The organism is Pseudomonas sp. Pc102 (assembly GCF_018408275.1).
Lineage (GTDB): Bacteria > Pseudomonadota > Gammaproteobacteria > Pseudomonadales > Pseudomonadaceae > Metapseudomonas > Metapseudomonas tohonis.
This window is the reverse complement of record NZ_AP021905.1, coordinates 4422717-4441253: the sequence shown is the minus strand read 5'-3', so window position 1 is coordinate 4441253 and position 18537 is coordinate 4422717. Positions and strand designations below refer to the sequence as shown.

Annotated in this window: 20 protein-coding genes; 10 read left to right on the top strand and 10 right to left on the bottom strand. The window is 68.0% G+C overall.

The genetic code is table 11. From position 1 onward, the window contains the following. Nucleotides 1–8: 8 nt before the first annotated feature. Both PHLH3_RS20210 and speB read right to left on the bottom strand, forming a co-directional pair. Nucleotides 9–422, bottom strand: a complete 414-nt coding sequence (locus tag PHLH3_RS20210) for a nuclear transport factor 2 family protein (RefSeq protein ID WP_228723635.1) — start codon at nt 420–422, stop codon at nt 9–11. Then, nucleotides 419–1378, bottom strand: coding sequence for an agmatinase (gene speB, locus PHLH3_RS20205; protein ID WP_213625540.1), 960 nt, complete (start codon nt 1376–1378; stop codon nt 419–421). The genes PHLH3_RS20210 and speB overlap by 4 nt, the downstream gene beginning before the upstream one ends. 281 nt (nt 1379–1659) lie before the next feature. On the opposite strand from speB, the gene PHLH3_RS20200 reads away from it, so the two are divergent. The 3 genes from PHLH3_RS20200 to PHLH3_RS20190 all read left to right on the top strand — a co-directional run bounded on the left by PHLH3_RS20200 (nt 1660) and on the right by PHLH3_RS20190 (nt 5249). Beyond that, nucleotides 1660–2553 (top strand): LysR family transcriptional regulator, encoded by an 894-nt coding sequence (locus tag PHLH3_RS20200; protein WP_213625539.1) that lies wholly within the window; start codon nt 1660–1662, stop codon nt 2551–2553. A 155-nt stretch (nt 2554–2708) separates the two neighbouring features. Next, on the top strand, nt 2709–4274 hold the full coding sequence (locus PHLH3_RS20195) for a methyl-accepting chemotaxis protein (protein ID WP_213625538.1): 1566 nt from the start codon (nt 2709–2711) through the stop codon (nt 4272–4274). 345 nt (nt 4275–4619) lie between these two features. Continuing rightward, nucleotides 4620–5249, top strand: coding sequence for a DTW domain-containing protein (locus tag PHLH3_RS20190; protein WP_213625537.1), 630 nt, complete (start codon nt 4620–4622; stop codon nt 5247–5249). On the opposite strand, the gene PHLH3_RS20185 is transcribed toward PHLH3_RS20190, so the two are convergent. After that, a complete protein-coding gene (locus PHLH3_RS20185) occupies nt 5216–5572 on the bottom strand; it encodes an antibiotic biosynthesis monooxygenase (protein ID WP_213625536.1) in 357 nt (118 codons plus the stop codon). The genes PHLH3_RS20190 and PHLH3_RS20185 overlap by 34 nt on opposite strands. Beyond that, entirely contained in the window at nt 5569–6273 is a 705-nt protein-coding gene (locus PHLH3_RS20180; RefSeq protein WP_213625535.1) for a CTP synthase, read from the bottom strand. Before PHLH3_RS20180 ends, PHLH3_RS20185 begins: the two co-directional genes overlap by 4 nt. Nucleotides 6274–6360: 87 nt before the next feature. On the opposite strand from PHLH3_RS20180, the gene PHLH3_RS20175 reads away from it, so the two are divergent. The 3 genes from PHLH3_RS20175 (at nt 6361) to PHLH3_RS20165 (ending at nt 8176) form a co-directional block, all read left to right on the top strand. Beyond that, nucleotides 6361–7242, top strand: a complete 882-nt coding sequence (locus PHLH3_RS20175) for a LysR substrate-binding domain-containing protein (protein WP_244862915.1) — start codon at nt 6361–6363, stop codon at nt 7240–7242. A gap of 124 nt (nt 7243–7366) precedes the next feature. After that, on the top strand, nt 7367–7528 hold the full coding sequence (locus tag PHLH3_RS20170) for a hypothetical protein (protein ID WP_173178928.1): 162 nt from the start codon (nt 7367–7369) through the stop codon (nt 7526–7528). 3 nt (nt 7529–7531) lie between these two features. Further along, nucleotides 7532–8176, top strand: coding sequence for an XRE family transcriptional regulator (locus PHLH3_RS20165; RefSeq protein WP_213625533.1), 645 nt, complete (start codon nt 7532–7534; stop codon nt 8174–8176). 419 nt (nt 8177–8595) lie between these two features. On the opposite strand, the gene PHLH3_RS20160 is transcribed toward PHLH3_RS20165, so the two are convergent. The 6 genes from PHLH3_RS20160 to PHLH3_RS20135 all read right to left on the bottom strand — a co-directional run bounded on the left by PHLH3_RS20160 (nt 8596) and on the right by PHLH3_RS20135 (nt 13612). Next, nucleotides 8596–9117 (bottom strand): hypothetical protein, encoded by a 522-nt coding sequence (locus PHLH3_RS20160; RefSeq protein WP_213625532.1) that lies wholly within the window; start codon nt 9115–9117, stop codon nt 8596–8598. Nucleotides 9118–9427: 310 nt separating this feature from the next. Further along, nucleotides 9428–10015 (bottom strand): NADPH-dependent FMN reductase, encoded by a 588-nt coding sequence (gene ssuE, locus PHLH3_RS20155; protein WP_213625531.1) that lies wholly within the window; start codon nt 10013–10015, stop codon nt 9428–9430. 10 nt (nt 10016–10025) lie between these two features. Next, nucleotides 10026–10847, bottom strand: coding sequence for an ABC transporter ATP-binding protein (locus tag PHLH3_RS20150; RefSeq protein ID WP_213625530.1), 822 nt, complete (start codon nt 10845–10847; stop codon nt 10026–10028). A gap of 16 nt (nt 10848–10863) precedes the next feature. Next, nucleotides 10864–11634, bottom strand: coding sequence for an ABC transporter permease (locus PHLH3_RS20145; protein ID WP_213625529.1), 771 nt, complete (start codon nt 11632–11634; stop codon nt 10864–10866). A gap of 9 nt (nt 11635–11643) precedes the next feature. Then, on the bottom strand, nt 11644–12411 hold the full coding sequence (locus tag PHLH3_RS20140; RefSeq protein WP_213625528.1) for an ABC transporter permease: 768 nt from the start codon (nt 12409–12411) through the stop codon (nt 11644–11646). 1 nt (nt 12412) lies between these two features. Further along, a complete protein-coding gene (locus PHLH3_RS20135; RefSeq protein WP_213625527.1) occupies nt 12413–13612 on the bottom strand; it encodes an MFS transporter in 1200 nt (399 codons plus the stop codon). Between the two features lie 750 nt (nt 13613–14362). Here PHLH3_RS20135 and PHLH3_RS20130 point away from each other — a divergent pair. The 4 genes from PHLH3_RS20130 (at nt 14363) to PHLH3_RS20115 (ending at nt 18497) form a co-directional block, all read left to right on the top strand. Beyond that, the gene (locus tag PHLH3_RS20130) at nt 14363–15586 is read left to right on the top strand and encodes an SfnB family sulfur acquisition oxidoreductase (RefSeq protein WP_213625526.1); all 1224 of its coding nucleotides are present in this window, start codon (nt 14363–14365) and stop codon (nt 15584–15586) included. An 8-nt stretch (nt 15587–15594) separates the two neighbouring features. Further along, on the top strand, nt 15595–16968 hold the full coding sequence (locus tag PHLH3_RS20125) for an LLM class flavin-dependent oxidoreductase (protein WP_213625525.1): 1374 nt from the start codon (nt 15595–15597) through the stop codon (nt 16966–16968). Continuing rightward, nucleotides 16965–17630, top strand: coding sequence for a methionine ABC transporter permease (locus tag PHLH3_RS20120; protein ID WP_173178937.1), 666 nt, complete (start codon nt 16965–16967; stop codon nt 17628–17630). The genes PHLH3_RS20125 and PHLH3_RS20120 overlap by 4 nt, the downstream gene beginning before the upstream one ends. 96 nt (nt 17631–17726) lie before the next feature. Continuing rightward, nucleotides 17727–18497 carry a MetQ/NlpA family ABC transporter substrate-binding protein gene (locus PHLH3_RS20115; RefSeq protein WP_111264396.1) on the top strand — a complete coding sequence of 257 codons (771 nt, stop codon included), beginning with the start codon at nt 17727–17729 and terminating at the stop codon, nt 18495–18497. Nucleotides 18498–18537: the final 40 nt, after the last annotated feature.

Genomic DNA, 18537 nt, shown 5'->3' with positions numbered 1-18537 from the left:
GAGCCTCATCAGGTTTGGGGCAGGTGCTCCGGCATGGCCGACAAGTGCTCGTGACAGGCCAGCCAACGGCCCTGTTCTTGTTGTTGGCGGAAGACGATGGTCTCCCGCTCCAGGCTCGTGATCGCCTCACCGCCCACACGCAGGCGGGTGACCACTTCGTGCATGAAGATCGCCACGTCGCCCTGCAGGCTCAGCAGCGGATTGCGCGATTCGCAGCCCAGCACGCGGAAACCCTCGCGCTGCCAGGCATCCCAGAGTTCGCGGTAGGCCGCGCGGCCCTGCAGCACACCGGGGGTGGTGTGGAACAGGAAGCTGGCGTCCTCGCTGAAGGCGGCGAAATAGGCCTCGGTGTCGTTGCGGGCGAAGGCGGCCACCAGTTCCCTGGCGGCCTCCATGACCTGTGCGTGGCGGTCCATGCTCAGCGACGCTCCACGCCGGGCAGGATGCAGAGCATTTCGTACAAGAGGTTGGCGCCCAGCAGGGAGGTGTTGCCGGTGGTGTCGTAGGGCGGGGAGACCTCGACCAGGTCGCAGCCGATGATGTCCAGGCCCTGGCAGCCACGGATGATCTCCATCGCCTGGATGGTGGTCAGGCCGCCGATCTCCGGGGTGCCGGTGCCGGGCGCCCAGGCCGGGTCGATGCCGTCGATGTCGAAGGACAGGTACACCGGGCCGCCGCCGACCTTCTCGCGCACCTCGGCCATCAGCGGGGCCAGCGACTTGTGCCAGCACTCCTCGGCCTGGACCACGCGGAAGCCCTGCTTGCGGCTCCAGTTGAAGTCCTCGGCGGTGTAGCCCTGGGCGCGCAGGCCGATCTGCACCACGCGGTCGCAATCGAGCAGGTCCTCTTCCACCGCGCGGCGGAAGGTGGTGCCGTGGGCGATCTTCTCGCCGAACATGTGGTCGTTGACGTCGGCATGGGCGTCGATGTGCACCAGGCCGACCTTGCCGTGCTTCTTCTTGATGGCCCGCAGGATCGGCAGGGTGATGGTGTGGTCGCCGCCCAGGGTCAGCGGCAGGATGCCGTGGCCGAGGATGCGGTCGTATTCCTCCTCGATGATGCGCACGGCGTCGAGCAGGTTGAAGGTGTTGATGGCGACGTCGCCGATGTCGGCCACGTTCAGCGAATCGAAGGGGGCGGCGCCGGTGGCCATGTTGTAGGGGCGGATCATCACCGACTCGGCGCGCATCTCGCGGGGGCCGAAGCGGGTGCCGGAGCGCAGCGAGGTGCCGATGTCCAGGGGCACGCCGACGAAGGCGGCGTCCAGGGCGTCGAGCCCGGCGGGGGTCTGGATGTGGGGAAGGCGAAGCATGGTGGCGATGCCGCCGAAACGGGGCATTTCATTGCCGCCCAGGGGCTGGTGGAGTTTCTTGTCCACGGGGTGGCCTCACGTTTGTTGTGGTTGTCGTGGGGCGATTCTGGTGACCTGGCGATGCGGGAAGAATCCCCACGGGCAAATAATCACTTCAGGTATTTCTAAACTATCCGCAGCAGGTAGACTGCGCCGATCTGTCGCAGTAGCACCGTTGTGGTGGGAGCGGATTCATCCGCGAAACGCCGCGAAGCGGCGCCTGGCGGCGGATTGGAGGGCCTGTGGCCCGCATCGCGAATGAATTCGCTCCCACGGAGCCCTGTCGTCGATAGTTTTGCCGGAGCCCTATGTCCAACACCCTTCCCGACCTCAAGCTGCTGCGCATCTTCGCCACCGTGGTGCGCAACCAGGGTTTTGCCGCCGCGCAGCAGGAGCTGAACCTCTCCACCTCGGCCATCAGCACCTACATGAGCCAGCTCGAAGGGCACCTGGGCCTGACCCTCTGCCATCGCGGCCGGGGCGGCTTCAGCCTGACCAGCAAGGGCGAGCTGTTCTACCAGGAGACCCTGCGCCTGCTCGGCGAGCTGGAAGGCTTCGAGCGCTACTCCGCCTCCCTCAAGGGCGAGCTGCGCGGCACCCTCAACCTGGGGGTGCTCGACTCCACCGTCAGCGACCCGGCCCTTCCGCTGGCCGAGGTCATCGGCGCCTACAGCCGGGAACACGCCGCCGTGCACCTGCACCTCTCGGTGATGAGCCCCTACGACCTGCAGCTCGGCGTGCTGGAGAACCGCCTGGACCTGGCCATCGGCGCCTTCTCCACGCGCATGAACGGCCTGGTCTACCAGCCCCTGTACCGCGAGCAGCACTGGCTCTACTGCAGCGACCGCCACCCGCTGTTCGCCGAGCGGCGCATCCCCGCCGAGGTCATCACCCAGCAGCGCATGGTCGGGCGCGGTTACTGGAGCCAGGCGGAGCTGGCGCGCCATGGCTTCAAGCACAGCGCGGCGACGGTGGAATCGATGGAGGCGCAACTGATCCTGGTGCTCTCCGGTGCCTACATCGGCTACCTGCCGGAGCACTACGCCCAGAGCTGGGTCGACCAGCAGCGCCTGCGCGGCCTGCTGCCGGCCACCTTCGGCTACCAGGCGCCGTTCTCGATGATCCTGCGCCGGGGCCGTGCCCGCGAGCCCCTGATCGTCACCTTCCGCGACCTGCTGCGGGCCCAGTTGAACCTGCGCTGACTGCCGCTTCGCTGGCGTTTCCCTGACGCTTGCGGGGCTTCCTGCGCGTTGATGCCAAAATAATGGCTGGTGCCTCTGGCGGCGCTGCAAGCCTGTGCTAGACCTAATTTCTGTGGGCCAGGACGTACACACGTACCAATCACAGGGATTTGCGCATGCGCCAGAATCTACCCGTCACCCAGCGTGAAAGAACCTTCCCGGCCACCGAACGCCTGATCTCGACCACCGATCTCAGCAGCAAGATCACCTACTGCAACGACGCTTTCGTCGAGATCAGTGGTTTCTCCCGCGAGGAACTGATCGGCCAGCCGCACAATCTGGTGCGCCACCCCGACATGCCGCCCGCGGTCTTCGGCCACATGTGGGACACCCTCAAGCAGGGCAAGCCCTGGATGGGCCTGGTGAAGAACCGTTCCAAGAATGGTGACTTCTACTGGGTCAGCGCCTATGTCACCCCGGTGTACGAGAACGGCCAGATGTCCGGCTACGAGTCCGTACGCTCGCTACCCACCCGCGAGCAGGTGCAGCGCGCCGATGCCCTTTATGCGCGGCTGCGTGCCGGCAAGCCGCCAGTGCCCTGGATCGAGTACTGGACCTACGACCTGGTCCGTTCCTGGCCGGTGATCCTCGCCACCCTGGTCATCCTCGCCGGTCATTTGCTCATCGGCGGCCCGGCGCTCATCGCCCTGATGGTGGTGACCATGTTCGCCCTCGGTTCCTACCAGCTCTACAGCAAGCGGCAGACCATCCGCCGCACCCTGGCCGAGCACCCCAAGGCCTTCACCAGCGGCCTGGTGTCGCTGACCTACTCCACCAACAAGGGGGCGCAGGCGCTGCTCGACATGGCCATGATCAGCGAGGAGGCGCGCCTGCAGACGGCGCTCACGCGGCTGGAGGACGCGGGCATCAACGTCAAGCAACGCGCCTCGGACTCCTCCCGGCTGTCGCGTTCCAGCGCCGAGCTGCTTGAGCAGCAGCGTTCCGAGACCGACCAGTCCGCCACCGCCATCAACCAGATGGCGGCGACCATCCAGGAGGTCTCGCACAACGTGCAGAACACCGCCCACGCGGCCGAGGAGGCCGACCGCCTGGCACAGCAGGGACGCGGCCTGGCCGGGGAAAGCCTGAGCGCGATGCAGCACATGGCCGGCGCGGTGAGCGAGATCGGCCAGGCGGTGAACGAGCTGGCCAATTCCACCCAGTCCATCGGCAGCGTGGCCGATGTCATCACCTCCATCGCCGAGCAGACCAACCTGCTGGCGCTCAATGCCGCCATCGAGGCGGCGCGGGCCGGCGAACAGGGCAGGGGGTTCGCGGTGGTGGCCGACGAGGTGCGCTCGCTGGCCTCGCGCACTCGCCAGTCCACCGAGCAGATCCACCAGATCATCGCCTCCTTGCGCTCCGGCGCCGATCGCGCGGTGGCCACCGCCAGCCGGGGCGAGGAAATCTCCCGTGACAGCGTCGGCAGCGTCGAGGCCGTGGGCAAGGCGCTGGAAGGCATCAGCCAGGCGGTGACGCGCATCACCGGCATGAGCCAGCAGATGGCCGCCGCGTCCGAACAGCAGAGCCACGTGGCCGACGACATCAGCCGGCAGATCACGCGGATCGCCCAGCTCTCCGACCACAGCGCCGGGCAGGCCCAGGAGGGCGCGCAGATCAGCCAGGACCTCGAACACATGGCCGAGTACCTGCACAGCCTGGCGGAGCGGTTCAACCGATAGCGACCGGGCATGGGCGGCGGAGCCACGCAGGAGGGCGCGGCTCCCGGGGCAGGGATGCCCCACTTTCCCGAACCCCGCCCCCGTATCCGTAGGATGGGTCGGGCGGCGTTCCGCGAGCTCCGCGAAACCCATCGATGCTGAGTTCCAGGCATCACAACGTGCCGCGCTCGACTCCGCCCGGTGGAGGTAAAAAGCGACCTCCACCCTACGCAGCGGTCATCTCCTTGCCTCTGTAGGGGCGAATTCATTCGCCCAACGGCGCACAGCGCCGTCCCTCCCGTGGGAGCGAATTCATTCGCGAAAATGGCCCACGCCGTGCTCGGCATCATGGCAGAATCCCCGCCCATGTCCCGCCCCCAATGCCCCCGCTGCCAACGCCCCGCCAGCCATTGCCTGTGCCCGCTGATCCCCAGCCTGCCCAGCCGTACGCGCGTGCTCGTCCTGCAGCACCCGAGCGAGGTGGGGCATGCGTTGAACACCGCGCGGCTGGCGGCGCTGGGGCTGGAGAATGCCGAGCTGCGGGTGGGCGAGCAGTTCCCCGGACTGGCCGCCGAGCTGGCCGACCCGCGCCATGACGCGCGCCTGCTGTTCCCGGGGGACGAGGCCGTGTCGCTGGCGGAGGTGGCCGGCAGCGCCGGACGCCCGTTGCTGGTGGTGGTGCCCGACGGCACCTGGCGCAAGGCGCGCAAGCTGCTGCATAGCAACCCCGCCCTTGCGGCCTTGCCCCGGGTGACACTGCCGGCCGGGGGCATCTCCCGCTACCGCCTGCGCAAGGCCCCGGCGCCGGGGGCCCTTTCGACCATCGAAGCCATCGCCCAGGCGCTGGACCTGCTCGAGGCCCCGGCCCGTTTCGATGCCCTGCTCAAGCCCTTCGAAGCGCTGATCGACGGCCAGATCGCCGCCATGGGCGAGGAGACCTTCCAGCGCAATCACGGCCGGCCTCAGCCCGACTCCCCCTCGCGGGAGAAGCCGTAGGCGCGCTCCACCCGGGCGATGCGCACCTCGAAGGCGTCGTACCAGTCCGCCCGGCCCCGTGCCCGCGCCAGGCTGTGGTCGGCCTGGCGTTTCCAGGCGAGGATCGCCGCCTCGCTCTCCCAGTAGGACACCGTGATGCCCAGCCCATCCGCCCCACGCGCCGACTCCACGCCGAGGAAGCCCGGCTGCTGGCGTGCCAGCTCGACCATGCGCTCGGCCGTGTCGCCGTAGCCGTCGTCGAGGGCGGTGCGCCGCGAAGTGAAGATCACCGCGTAGTAAGGCGCTGCCGGTGTCCGGGCGAACCCCTGCCCGCCGCCGCTCATTGCGCGCAGGCCTCGACGAAGGCCGCCACCAGCGGCGGCAGGCGCCCGGCCAAGGCTGCGCGTTCCGGCTGGAACAGCGTGGCGACGAAGAAGGGATGGCCCTCCAGCTCCACCGCGCGCACCTCGCCGCTGGCGTCCCGCGCGCCGACATGCAACGGCCCGCCCAGCAACGCCGCCTCGAACTGCGGGTTGAGCCCGTAGCGGCAGCGGTAGCCCTCGAAGGCGAGCTGTGCGCCATAGGCCCGGGCGATGCGCGACCCGGCCGCCAGGTGCACCGCGTCGATGGCTTCCACCAGGGAGCAGGCCAGTGGCGCGATCACCTGGCGACCCGCGTCCGGTGCCGTCTCGCCGTGTTCGGCGTCGACCCAGCCGAGCACGTTGCGCGCGTATTCCAGCAACGCGTGCTGGAAGCCGCCGCAGGTGCCGAGGAAGGGCACGCCGTGGCCCCGGGCATGTTCGATGGCACGCAGCGCGCCCTCGGTATCGCGGTAGGGGCTGCCCGGCACGCACCAGATGCCGTCGAAGCCGGCGAGGGCGCCCGCGTCGATGCCGTCGGTGGCCAGCCACTGGTGGCCCAGGCCGATATCCAGCGCCGATGCGGCCAGCGACAGCGCCTCGGGAATGGCCTGGTGGGCGGTGATCGAAAGGTCCTGGTCGCCGATCAGGGCGAGGCGGATGCGGGAAGTGCGAGGGCGGGCCATGTCCGTTCCTTGTCTGCGGCGCGATATGCGCGGTGGCAGGCGGACTATATAGTTGCGCATCGGCACTCAATATTGGCGAAAACACAATTGATCATTGCAGCTGCGCACTATCGCCTGGAGCACGGCGACCTCGCCCTAGTGCTCGCCCTGGTCCGTGGCGGCAGCCTGGCGCGGGCCGCCGAGTTGCTGCAGGTGGACGTCTCCACCGTGTTCCGCGCGGTGCGCAGGCTGGAGAAGGCCCTGGGCGAGGAGCTGTTCGAGAAAAGCCGCGCCGGCTACCTGCCCGGCAGTACCGCGCTGCTCCTGGCGCAGCAGGCGGAACAGGCCGAGCACGCCCTGGAGGCCGCCCGGGTCGCGCTGGAGCAGGGGCGCGAGGTGCTCGCCGGCACCGTGCGCCTGACCTGTACCGACTCGGTGCTGCATGGCCTGCTGCTGCCGGCGCTGGCGCGCTTCATGCCCAGCTACCCGGCCCTGCACCTGGAACTGGCTACCTCCAACGACTTCGCCAACCTCAGCCGCCGCGACGCCGACATCGCCCTGCGCCTGACCACCGCGCCCCCGCAGCATCTGGTGGGGCGCTGCCTCGGTGCCGTGCCCTACGCCCTCTGCGCCAGCCCCGCCTACCTGCACGGGCGCGACCCGGCGGACCTGGCGGCCATGGCCTGGATCGCCCCTGACGAATTCCTGCCCAACCACCCCAGCGTGGTCTGGCGCCGCCAGCGCTTCCCGGCGCTGGTGCCGGCCTATCGCTGCAACAGCATGCTCGCGGTCGCCCAGATGGCCCGGGCCGGCCTTGGCGTCGCGGCCTTGCCGCGTTTTCTCATCGAGGACGGACTGCAACCGCTGGAGGCCGACCTGAGCCCGTGCGACACCGCCCTGTGGCTGCTGACCCGTCCCGATTGCCGCGCCTTGCGCTCGGTGGTGACGCTGTTCGACGAGCTGGGCCGCAGCATCCACCTGGAACCTTGAAAGGGGTGTGCTCACTTAGCTCCATAGGTAATTAATAAATGAAAATTTATTATTTATGGATATAAAAAGTGCGGTGATAGTCTCCTCCCCATCGAGTCACTCCAGCGCTCCCGAGGAGACATCCATGAGCCGCACCGCAGACGTCATCGACCTCAACAGCTACCGTGTACGCCGCCAGGCGCGCCGCATGGCCGAGCTGATGTGGAGCATGTACGCCCTGCGTTCCGGCTACGCGGCCCACCAGCTCGTCCAGAGCGGGTCGCTGGATCGCTCGCGGGAGGCCTGAGGCATGAGCGCCCCCAGCTCATTCCTCGCCCCGGATAGCCCCGCCCTCGAACTCGCCCAACCCAACGCCGGCAACCGTGACGACGACCTGATCAGCCAGCGGGTCGCCCATAACCTGTTGCGCCTGCGCAGCAAGCGGCAACTGTCGCTCGACGCCCTGGCGCGGCTCTCCGGCGTCAGCCGGGCGATGCTGGCGCAGATCGAGTCGGGGCGCAGCGTCCCCTCCATCAAGGTGCTGTGCAAGGTCGCCCAGGGGCTCAAGGTCTCGGTCGCCGCCTTCCTCGACGACCGCGCCTTCTCTGGCGTCGCGGTATTGCCGGCGGCGCAGAGCAAGCGCCTGGTCAGCGCCGGGGAGGGCTTCGTCAGCCGCGCGCTGTTTCCCTTCGAGGTGAAGCGCCAGGCCGAGTTCTACGAAGTGCGCCTGGCCGGCCTCGCCACCGAGGAAGCCCAGCCCCACGCGCCGGGCACCCAGGAGAACCTGGTGGTCGCCCAGGGCGTGCTGGAAGTCAGCGTCAACGACGAGCGCTACCTGCTCTCCACCGGGGATTCGATCCTCTTCTATGCCGACCAGCCCCACAGCTATCGCAACCCGGCCAACAGCGAAGCGATCATCTACCTGGTCATGACCTACCCGGAAAGCCTGGACTAGATCCGCACCAATCGCGGCACTGTCATGCGTCGCCTTGTGGGAGCGAATTCATTCGCGATGGACTATCCGGCCATCCGCAGCCCTATGCCTGCGGCGGGTCTTTCGCGGTACGGTTTCGTAGGATGGGTAGAGGTACGAAACCCATCAATGCGCGGTTGCAGGTATGCTCGAACACATCCCGCGTGAACAGTGACATCGAGCGTACCCACAGCTACCACCGCATGGGTTTCGCTCCGCTCTACCCATCCTACGAGCCACGGTCCAGCGGTAATCCATTCGTGACGCTCCGTAGGGTGGGCTTCAGCCCACCGCTCATGCCATCCGGGCCGTCCCATCGTTCACGGTGGGCGTCGCCCATGACGGGATGAAAAAAAGCCCGGCCCAGGTTTCCCTGGCCGGGCTTTTTCACGGGCGGTGTGTCAGCAGGTGCAGCACATCACCGGCATGCCGTTGCAGCTCATCATCATCGGCATGCCGCACTCCATCATCTTCATCATCAGTGCGCAGCAGTTCTTGAACATGTCCATGTTCATGCCCTGCATCGGCATCATCTTGCACATCATGCCGTTGCCCTGCATGGAGCAGGTCATCATGCACTTCATCGACGGCATGGGCATGCCCATCATCATCGGCATCATGGTCATCTGCGGCATGCCCATCATGGGCATCATCGCCATGCCGGCCTGGGACATGCACATCATCGACATGTTGCCGCAGTGCATCATCATCGGCATGCCGCAATCCATCATCATCGACATCATTTCGCAGCTGTTGCGGAACATGGCCATGTCCATGCCGGCGGCCGGCATCATGGTGCATTCCATGCAATCGTCCATCATCTTGCAGGACATGGTGGCCATCATCATCGGCATGCCCATGGGCATCATCATGCCGTTCATGTTCATGCCGGCGTTCATCGGCATCTGCATCGCGTTCATCATGTTCAAACTCCCTGAAGCCAGAATTGTTCGGATGGGTCGAAAGGTTTCGTGGGGCCGATTCTAGGCAGCGCGGCGGGGCCAACAAGATGCTCAGGAAGCAGCGGTCGAGCCCGCATCGGCAGCGCTAATGACGGTATGGCAGGGAGTTTCGAGGCAGGAGCGTCCATTCGTCTGCTGGAGCGATCGAGCAGGGCGTGGGGAAGGCCGGATCGACGCTATGGATATTCACTTCAGCGCTATGCAAAGAACTGAAGTGAATAATCGATCTAACCAGCCGCCGGTTTTTCGCGGCGAAGAGGAGGGCGCTGCATCAGATGCCCCAGCGCGCCGCCTTCAGGCTCTCGCCCAACTGGTGTGGATGCAGCCGTGCGGGGCGGCGCCGGAGGATTTCCAGCAACTGCTGCAGGCCGTCCTCCAGGCGCTGGTGCAGGTCGTCGGCCAGGGTGCCACCCTGGTCGTCGTAGCTGACCTGGGCGTCGATGGCGAAGATGCCGTGCAGCACCTCTTGCGCCTTGAGGGCGGAGAGCACCGGCTTGAGCGCGTAATCCACCGCGAGCATGTGGGCCAGGCTGCCGCCGCTGGCGATGGGCAGCACCGGCTTGTCGCACAGGGCGCGCTCCGGCAGCAGGTCGAGCAGGGTCTTCAGCGCCCCGGAGAAGGACGCCTTGTACACCGGCGTGGCGATCACCAGCGCATCGGCGCCGGCCACCGCCTCGATCAGCGCCTGCACGTCCGGGCTGTCGAAGCGCGCGTGGAGCAGGTCCTCGGCCTTGAAGTCGTGGATGCCGAAGTGGCGCACGGTCGCGCCGTGCGCGACGAGCCAGCGCTGGCCGTGGGCGAGGATCACGCCGGAGCGCGAGCGCAGGCCGGGGCTGCCGGCGAGGGTGACGATCCGCATGCTGCGCTCCTCAGGCCGCCTGGCCGGTGGCGGGGGTGTCGTGGCCGGTCAGCTCGGTGAGCAGTTCTTCCTTGAGCTTCTGCAGCAGCGGCGAGGCGCGGTCGCGTGGGTGCGGCAGGTTGACCCGGATCTCGTGCTTGATGCGCCCCGGGTGCGAGTCGAGGACGATCACCCGGTCGCCCAGGTAGAGCGCCTCCTCGACGTCATGGGTGACCATGATCATGGTGCTGCGCTGCTGGATCCAGATGCGTTGCAGCTCGCGCTGCAGATGCACGCGGGTGAGGGCGTCGAGGGCGCCCAGGGGCTCGTCGAGCAGCAGCACCTTGGGCTTGTTCACCAGCGCCCGGGCGATGGCCGCGCGTTGCGCCATGCCGCCGGAAAGCTGGTGCGGCCAGGCATTCTCGAAGCCCTGCAGGTTGACCAGGGCGATGTGCTCGGCCACCAGCCGCTCCTTCTCGGCGGCGCTGAGGCGGTGGTTCTTCAGGGCCAGGGCGATGTTCTCGCGCACCGTCATCCAGGGGAACAGGCGGTGGTCCTGGAACACGATGCCGCGCTCCAGGCTGGTGGCGGCGATGCGCCGGCCGTCGAGGAGGATCTCGCCCTCGTAGTCGTTCTCCAGGCCGACGATCAGCCGCAGCAGCGTGGATTTGCCGCAGCCGCTGGCGCCGACGATGCTGACGAACTCGCCGGGGGCGACCTTCAGGTCGATGCCTTCGAGCACCGGCAGGGTGCGGCCTTCGATGCGGTACTGCTTGCTCAGGCCGCGGATCTCCAGGGCACCGGTCAGCGTGTGGGGCTGCCCCAGCGGGGCCTTCTGTGGGAGTGCTGTCATGGTCATCAACCTGTGTTCAACGGGTGTTGCGCCAGCGCAGCAGATGGCGCGCCAGGCGGGAAAAGGTGAGGTTCATCAGGTAGCCGAGCAGGCCGATGCAGAGCACCGCGAGGACGATCACCTCCATGCGCGAGCCGGCCTCGGCGCTCATCATCAGGTTGCCCAGGCCCGCCCCGGAGGAGAGGAACAGCTCGCTGCCCACCGCCGTCACCCAGGCGAAGGCCAGGGCGTGCAGCAGGCCGGTGGCGATACTCGGCAGCGCGGCCGGCAGCAGCACATGGCGGAACTGCTGCAAGGGGCGCAGCTCGAAGACCCGGCCCACCTCGCGGTAGCGCTTCTCCACCTGGGTGAAGCCCTCGTAGGTGTTGAGCACCATCGGGTAGAAGGCGGCCAGGGAGACGATCAGCACCTTGGAGAATTCGCCATTGCCGAACCACATGGCGATCAGCGGGATCCAGCCCAGCATCGGCACCTGGCGGATGGCATGGAACAGCGGGCCGATGAGCCGGTCGGCCACCTTCGACAGCGCCATCAGCACGCCCAGGGCGAGGCCTGCGATCACGCCGAACAGCAGCCCGCCGCTGGTGCGCGCCAGGCTGGCGAAGAGGTTGACCAGCAGCTCGCCGTTGCCCAGCAGCTCGACCGCCGCCCGGCCGATGCTGCTCAGCGGGACGAAGGCATAGGCGTTGGCGGCGTCCTGGCGCGACAGGGCTTCCCAGCCGGCCAGCAGGGCCAGCGGCAGCACCAGGCCGCGCAGGCGCGGCAGCCATGAAAGGATTCGGGACATGGGCATCTCCTAGCGCGACTGCCAGCGGAACAGGCGACGTTCCAGCAGGCGGAAAATGAAATCGAGGCCGAAGCCGATCACCCCGGTGACCAGCACGCCGACCATCACCACATCGATGCGCAGCATCTGCCGGCCCATCTCGATCATCTGCCCCAGGCCGCTGTCGGCGGCCAGCAGCTCGGCGGCCACCAGCACCACCCAGGCGCGGGTCAGGCTGATGCGCAGGCCGGTGATGATCGGTGGCGCGGCGGCGGGGAAGGCCACCTCGCGCACCAGGGTCGGCCAGCTCAGGCGGTACACGTCGGCCACCTCGAAGTAGCTGCGCGGGATGGCCTTCACCCCCTCGCTGGCGGCCAGGGCCACCGGGAAGAACGCCGCCTTGGCGACGATGACGATCTTGAAGGTCTCCTCGATGCCGAAGAACAGCACGAACATCGGGATCAGGGCGATGCTGGGAATCTGCCGCAGGCAATGGAACAGCGGGCCGCAATAGGCCTCCACCTGCTTCGACAGCGCCATCAGCACGCCGAAGGCCAGGCCGCCGACGGCGCCGAAGCAGAAGCCCAGGCCCAGGCGCGACAGGCTGCCGCCCAGGTGCTCCTGCAGCTCGCCGCTCTGCAGCAGCTCCTCGAAGGCCTGCAGCACGTGCAGCGGCGGGATCAGCAACTGGCGGGGGAACAGGCCGGCGTCGGCCACCACGGCCCACAGCGCGAGCAGCGCCAGGGGCGAGATCAGCCAGGTGAGCGCACCCGGCAGGCGTTTCAGGGTCGCGGTCATGTCAGGCCTCGTTCAACAGCGAAGGGGCGGGTGCCGGGGTCCGTCGCCGGGCGCGCAGCCAGCAGGCAAGGGCGGTGGCCAGCACCAGGGGAATCCAGCAGAGGAACAGGTTGCCGAGCCCGGCCAGGTGGCTGACCAGCCCGCCGAGCATGGCGCCGCCGAAGCCGCCGAGCATGGTGGCGAGGTTGAACAGGCCGGAGATCTTGCTCTTGTCCATGGCGTGGCTGGCCAGTTGCGCCATGTTCACCAGGTGCACCTGCGCCGCGGCGATGCTCAGCAGCACCGCGCCCAAAGCCAGCAGCCAGTAGTCATGGGCCAGGCCCAGCAGGGCCAGGGCCGCCACCGCCGCCAGCAGGCTGGAGCCGTAGGCGAAGGCGCGCCCGCCGAGCTGCACCAGGCGGCCCAGGCCGAACAGGGCGAGCACCGAGGCCAGCCCCTGGATCATCACCAGGCTCACCGCCTGGCCCTGGGTCAGCCCGGCCACCTGCATGGCCAGCAGCAGGATGAAGGTGCCGTAGAGCGAGCCGGTGGACGCGCTGACCGCCTCGATCAGGCAGCTCTCGCTGATCGCCGGGTTGCCCAGCATGGTGCGCACCTCGTCGAGCAGGCCGCTGCCCGGCACGCCGGCCACGGCCTCGTCGCCGGCGTCCTCTTCCCAGAAGCCCAGGCTGTAGGCGGCCATCGCGCCGAAGCACAGGCCGATCACCACGAAGCCCAGGGTGAAGCTGCCGGTGCCGCTCAGGGCGTTGCCCAGCAGCGGGCCGATCAGGCCCATGCCCAGGGTCAGGGCGCCGCGGTACCAGCCGGCCTTGGCGTGGCCGATGTGGCGCAGCTGGCGGAGGAAGGCGCTGTTCATCGAGACGATGCGGAAGGGGATGCACAGGCCGATCAGCAACCGCGCCACCGCCAGCCACAGCCAGCTGGCGAACACGGGGATCAGCAGGTTCAGCAGCATCGGCCCGAGGCTGGCGAGGAAGTACACCCGCCGTGCGCCGAAGCGGGCGATGACGAAGCCGGCTGGCAGGGTGACGAAGATCATCCCCAGGGACTCCATGGCGGCGATCACGCCGATCTGCATCGAGTTGGCGCCCAGCTCCAGCGCATAGAGGGTGGTGACGATCTTCGCCATGCCGATGGTGGCGCCACTGAAGGCGGCCAGCAGCAGGAAGTTGAAGAGGAAGGCGGAGGGCCGCTGGCTCATGGTCGCGCCCCGTATTGCGGGAGCGGTGCCGTGACGGGCGAAGGTGGAGCGGAGGTCGGGAGCATCGGCTGGATCCTGGTCGAACAGCTGGCAATCGGTAGCGCTGGGCGCATCGACCGCATGGGCCAGGAGACATAGCAGCATGCGTGCCGCTTTTTGGTGTTCGATCAACTCATTGAATTAAAAGGATTTTATGGGGCGTTTCGGCGCGACTGCGGCTGTCGTGCTGCAAGGCCAGCAGCCCGCTGCTTGCAAGGTGTTGCTGGGGCAGCAGTGGGGCGACAGGGTGTGTTTGTCGGGGCTGTGTGGGAGCGAATTCATTCGCGATGCGGTGCCACCAGCCACCCTCGGACTCGCCCGAAATGTAGGGTGGACCCCGTTCCATCGGTCCACCAATCGGGGTCATGCCGGACGCCGCTGGTGGATGGAAAAAGCGCCATCCACCCTACGGGCGTGCCTCCGCAACACTCTGGAGACGGGTGGCATCGTCGTAGGGTGGGCTTCAGCCCACCAGCCCCGCACAAAAGCTTCGCGAGCAGAGCTCGCTCCTACGGGTGAGGTTCTCGCTCATCAACTGTTGCTCCAGCAACACCTGACCAACAGATTGCCTGCTCCGGCAGCCGCAAACTGTTGGGAAGAATATTCAAATCATTGATTTATAAGGAAATAAAAATCAGGCACGGCTTGTGCTTTGTCTCTTTGCAAGCAAGGTCGCGGGTGTTCGCGATCCAACAGCACGAGCAGAGAGCCATGTCCCAAGACGTCATTTCCGCCCCCTATGCCCTGGGCATTCCGGACGCCCACATCATCCGCAGCGATGCCGAGGCCATCGAGGTCGCCCACCGCGTGGCGGCCTTCCTGCTGGAGGGCGACGCCGAGCGCGACCGTACCCGCGAGGTGCCGCCGGAGGTGGTGGACGTCTTCTCCAACAGCGGCCTCTGGGGCATCACCGTGCCCAAGGTGTTCGGTGGCGCGGAGGTGAGCTACGCCACCCTGGCCGAGGTGATCGCCATCATCTCCGCCGCCGACGCCTCCCTCGGGCAGATCCCGCAGAACCACTACTGCCTGCTGGAAGACATCCGCCTGCAGGGCACCTACGAGCAGAAGCGCGTGTTCTTCGGCCTGGCGCTCAAGGGCAACCGCTTCGCCAACGCCCTGTCGGAAACCGGCGGCAAGAACGTGCAGGACATCCAGACGCGCATCCGCCGCGATGGCGACGCCCATGTGATCAACGGCCGCAAGGGCTACTGCACCGGCTCGCTCTACGCCCACTGGCTGGCGGTGCTGGCCGTGGACGAGGACGACAAGGGCCAGCTGGCCTTCGTCCAGCGGGGCAGCGAGGGGCTGGTGGTGGTCGACGACTGGTCCAGCATCGGCCAGCGCAACACCTCCAGCGGCACGGTGCTGGCCAGGGACCTGCGGGTGCCGGCCGAACACCTGTTCCCCACCTACCGCTCCTACGAGAGCCCGACCCTGGCCGGGCCCTTCGCCCAGATCACCACCGCCGCCATCGACGCCGGCATCGCCCGCGCCGCGCTGCGCGACACCCTGGCCTTCGTCCGAGAGCACGCCCGCCCCTGGATCGACGCCGGGGTGGAGAAGGCCAGCGAAGACCCGCTGACCCTGATCCAGATCGGCAACCTGGGCATCCGCCTGGAGGCCGCCGAAGCCCTGCTGGAGCGCGCCGGCAAGGTGATGGACGCGGCGCGCCCGGCGCCGGATGCCGACAACGTCGCCCTGGCCTCCATCGCCGTGGCCAAGGCCAAGGTGCTGACCACCGAGATCGCCATCGAGGCCGCCAACCGCCTGTTCGAACTGGGCGGTACCCGCTCGACGCTGCAGCAGCACAACCATGACCGCCACTGGCGCAACGCCCGCGTGCACACCCTGCACGACCCGGTGCGCTGGAAGTACCACATCGTCGGCAACTGGCTGCTCAACGGCGTCAAGCCGCCGCGCCACGACTGGTCCTGAGGCGCCCCATGAGCAAGCAGATCCGCCTCAACGCCTTCGCCATGAACACCGTCGGCCACCTGTCCCCGGGCCTCTGGCGCCACCCGCGCGACCAGGCGCGGCGCTACACCGACATCCACTACTGGATCGAGCTGGCGCGCACCCTGGAGCGCGGCAAGATCGACGGCCTGTTCATCGCCGACGTGCTGGGCGTCTACGACGTCTACCACGGCGGCCCCGAGCACGCCCTGCAGCACGCCGCCCAGGTGCCGGCCAACGACCCGCTGCAACTGGTGCCGGCCATGGCCGCGGCCACCGAACACCTGGGCTTCGGCGTCACCGCCTCGGTTTCCTTCGAGCACCCGTACCCCTTCGCCCGGCGCATGAGCACCCTGGACCACCTGACCCGTGGCCGCGCCGGCTGGAACATCGTCACCTCCTACCTGGAAAGCGGCGCGCGCAACATCGGCCTCAAGCAGCAGCTCAACCACGAGCAGCGCTACGCCCTGGCCGCCGAGTACCTGGAGGTCTGCTACAAGCTCTGGGAAGCCAGCTGGGAGGATGACGCCGTGGTCGCCGATGCCGAGCGCGGCGTCTACGCCGACCCGGCCAAGGTGCACCCCATCGCCCACAAGGGCGCGCACTTCGAGGTGCCCGGCTTCCACCTCAGCGAGCCCTCGCCGCAGCGCACCCCGGTGCTCTACCAGGCCGGCGCCTCCAGCCGGGGCAAGGCCTTCGCCGCCGGCAACGCCGAGTGCGTGTTCGTCGCCGCGCCCACCCGCCACATCCTGCGCAACCAGGTCGCCGACCTGCGCCGCCAGGCCGAGGCCCATGGCCGCAAGGGCCGCGACCTGCTGGTGTTCAACCAGCTCACGGTGATCGTCGCGCCCACCGACGCCGAGGCCCAGGCCCGGCTGCGCGAGTACCGCGAGTACGCCAGCCAGGACGGCGCGCTGACCCTGATGTCCGGCTGGACCGGCATCGACTTCGGCCAGTACGCACCGGACCAGGTGCTGCGCCAGGTCGAGAGCAACGCCATCCAGTCGGCAGTGGACGCCTTCACCGCCGCCGACCCGAGCCGCACCTGGACCACCGCCGAGATCGCCGACTACTGCGCCCTGGGTGGCGACGGCCCGCTGCTGGTGGGCTCGCCGCAGAGCGTCGCCGACGAACTGCAGGCGTGGGTCGAGGAGACCGACGTCGACGGCTTCAACCTGTCCAGCATCGTGGCGCCGGAAACCTTCGTCGACATCGTCGACCTGCTGGTGCCGGAGCTGCAGGCGCGCGGGCTGTTCAAGCGCGACTACGAAGCCGGCAGCCTGCGCCACAAGCTGTTCGGCCAGGGCGACCGCCTCGCCGAGCCGCACCCGGCGGCGCGACTGCGCAGAAGGGGCGAGGCATGAACGCGCTGCTCGCCAACCTCGACTGGGTGGAGATCGGCCAGGCCTGCATCGACACCCTGACCATGCTCGCCCTGGCCCTCGGCTTCACCGTGCTGCTGGGCCTGCCGCTGGGCGTGCTGCTGTACCTCACCGGCAAGAAGCAGCTGCACGAGAAACCCGGCTTCTACCGGCTGGCCTCGGCCCTGGTGAACATGCTGCGTTCGCTGCCCTTCATCATCCTGCTGATCGTGATGATCCCGCTGACCACGCTGCTCACCGGCACCTCCCTGGGCGTTGCCGGGGCCATCCCGCCGCTGGTGGCCGGCTGCACGCCGTTCTTCGGCCGCCTGGTGGAAACCGCCCTGCGCGAGGTCGACCGCGGCCTGGTGGAGGCCACCCAGTCCATGGGCGCCAGCACCTGGCAGATCATCTGGCACACCCTGCTGCCCGAGGCGCGCACCGGGCTGATCGCCGCCGTCACCGTCACCGCCATCGTGCTGGTGGACTACACCGCCATGGCCGGCGTGATCGGCGGCGGCGGGCTCGGCGACCTGGCCATCCGCTTCGGCTACCAGCGTTTCCAGACCGACGTGATGGTGGTCACCGTGGCCCTGCTGGTGGTGCTGGTACAGGCCCTGCAGATGAGCGGCGACCGCCTGGTGGTGCGCTACAGCCGCCGCTGAATCCCTATCCCGCGCGGCAGCCGGGTCCCGCTGCCGAACACGGCCCCACGTCCGCCCCACGACGGCCAACCCAACACTGCCCCAGGAGCAACACCCATGAAAAAGGCTATCGCCGTACTGGCCGCCGTCGTCGCTTTCACCGCCCAGGCGGGCGAGAAACTGGTGGTGGGCGCCACCCCCGTGCCCCACGCGGAAATCCTCGAATTCGTCAAACCTGCCCTGGCCAAGGAAGGGGTCGACCTGGACATCAAGGTGTTCACCGACTTCATCCAGCCCAACGTGCAGCTGGCGGAGAAGAACCTCGACGCCAACTACTACCAGTACCGCCCGTTCCTCGATGAGTTCAACAAGAGCCGCCACACCGACCTGGTGCCGGTGGTGGGCATCCACATCGAGCCCTTCGGCGCCTACTCCACCAAGATCAAGTCGCTGGACGAGCTGAAGGACGGCGCCTCGGTGGCCATCCCCAACGACCCGGTCAACACCGGTCGCGCCCTGGTGCTGCTGCACGAGGCCGGGCTGATCAAGCTGAAGGACCCGAGCAACACCCTGGCCACCCAGCGCGACATCGCCGAGAACCCGAAGAAGCTGAAGATCCGCGAACTCGAAGGCGCGCTGCTGGCCCGCTCGGTGAGCCAGGTGGACCTCGCCTTCGTCTTCGCCAACTACGCCCTGGAAGCCGGCATCGACACCAACAGCGCGCTGATCGTCGAGAAGGGCAAGGACCTCTACGCCGAGTTCCTCGTCGCCCGCCCCGACAACCGCGAGGACCCGGGCGTGCAGAAGCTGGCCAAGGCGCTGAATTCGCCGGAGGTCCGCCAGTTCATCCTCTCCCGCTACAAGGGCCAGATCGCCCCGGCGTTCTGACTCACCGGCCCCGTGCCGGCCGCCCTCCGGGGTGAACGGC

Excerpts from the sequence above, each read along its gene's own strand:
- PHLH3_RS20200 (WP_213625539.1), top strand. The coding sequence starts at position 1,660 with ATGTCCAACACCCTTCCCGACCTCAAGCTGCTGCGCATCTTCGCCACC.
- PHLH3_RS20195 (WP_213625538.1), top strand. The coding sequence starts at position 2,709 with ATGCGCCAGAATCTACCCGTCACCCAGCGTGAAAGAACCTTCCCGGCC.
- PHLH3_RS20190 (WP_213625537.1), top strand. The coding sequence starts at position 4,620 with ATGTCCCGCCCCCAATGCCCCCGCTGCCAACGCCCCGCCAGCCATTGC.
- PHLH3_RS20185 (WP_213625536.1), bottom strand. The coding sequence starts at position 5,572 with ATGAGCGGCGGCGGGCAGGGGTTCGCCCGGACACCGGCAGCGCCTTAC.
- PHLH3_RS20180 (WP_213625535.1), bottom strand. The coding sequence starts at position 6,273 with ATGGCCCGCCCTCGCACTTCCCGCATCCGCCTCGCCCTGATCGGCGAC.
- PHLH3_RS20170 (WP_173178928.1), top strand. The coding sequence starts at position 7,367 with ATGAGCCGCACCGCAGACGTCATCGACCTCAACAGCTACCGTGTACGC.
- PHLH3_RS20165 (WP_213625533.1), top strand. The coding sequence starts at position 7,532 with ATGAGCGCCCCCAGCTCATTCCTCGCCCCGGATAGCCCCGCCCTCGAA.
- PHLH3_RS20160 (WP_213625532.1), bottom strand. The coding sequence starts at position 9,117 with ATGATGAACGCGATGCAGATGCCGATGAACGCCGGCATGAACATGAAC.
- ssuE (WP_213625531.1), bottom strand. The coding sequence starts at position 10,015 with ATGCGGATCGTCACCCTCGCCGGCAGCCCCGGCCTGCGCTCGCGCTCC.
- PHLH3_RS20150 (WP_213625530.1), bottom strand. The coding sequence starts at position 10,847 with ATGACAGCACTCCCACAGAAGGCCCCGCTGGGGCAGCCCCACACGCTG.
- PHLH3_RS20145 (WP_213625529.1), bottom strand. The coding sequence starts at position 11,634 with ATGTCCCGAATCCTTTCATGGCTGCCGCGCCTGCGCGGCCTGGTGCTG.
- PHLH3_RS20140 (WP_213625528.1), bottom strand. The coding sequence starts at position 12,411 with ATGACCGCGACCCTGAAACGCCTGCCGGGTGCGCTCACCTGGCTGATC.
- PHLH3_RS20135 (WP_213625527.1), bottom strand. The coding sequence starts at position 13,612 with ATGAGCCAGCGGCCCTCCGCCTTCCTCTTCAACTTCCTGCTGCTGGCC.
- PHLH3_RS20130 (WP_213625526.1), top strand. The coding sequence starts at position 14,363 with ATGTCCCAAGACGTCATTTCCGCCCCCTATGCCCTGGGCATTCCGGAC.
- PHLH3_RS20125 (WP_213625525.1), top strand. The coding sequence starts at position 15,595 with ATGAGCAAGCAGATCCGCCTCAACGCCTTCGCCATGAACACCGTCGGC.
- PHLH3_RS20120 (WP_173178937.1), top strand. The coding sequence starts at position 16,965 with ATGAACGCGCTGCTCGCCAACCTCGACTGGGTGGAGATCGGCCAGGCC.
- PHLH3_RS20115 (WP_111264396.1), top strand. The coding sequence starts at position 17,727 with ATGAAAAAGGCTATCGCCGTACTGGCCGCCGTCGTCGCTTTCACCGCC.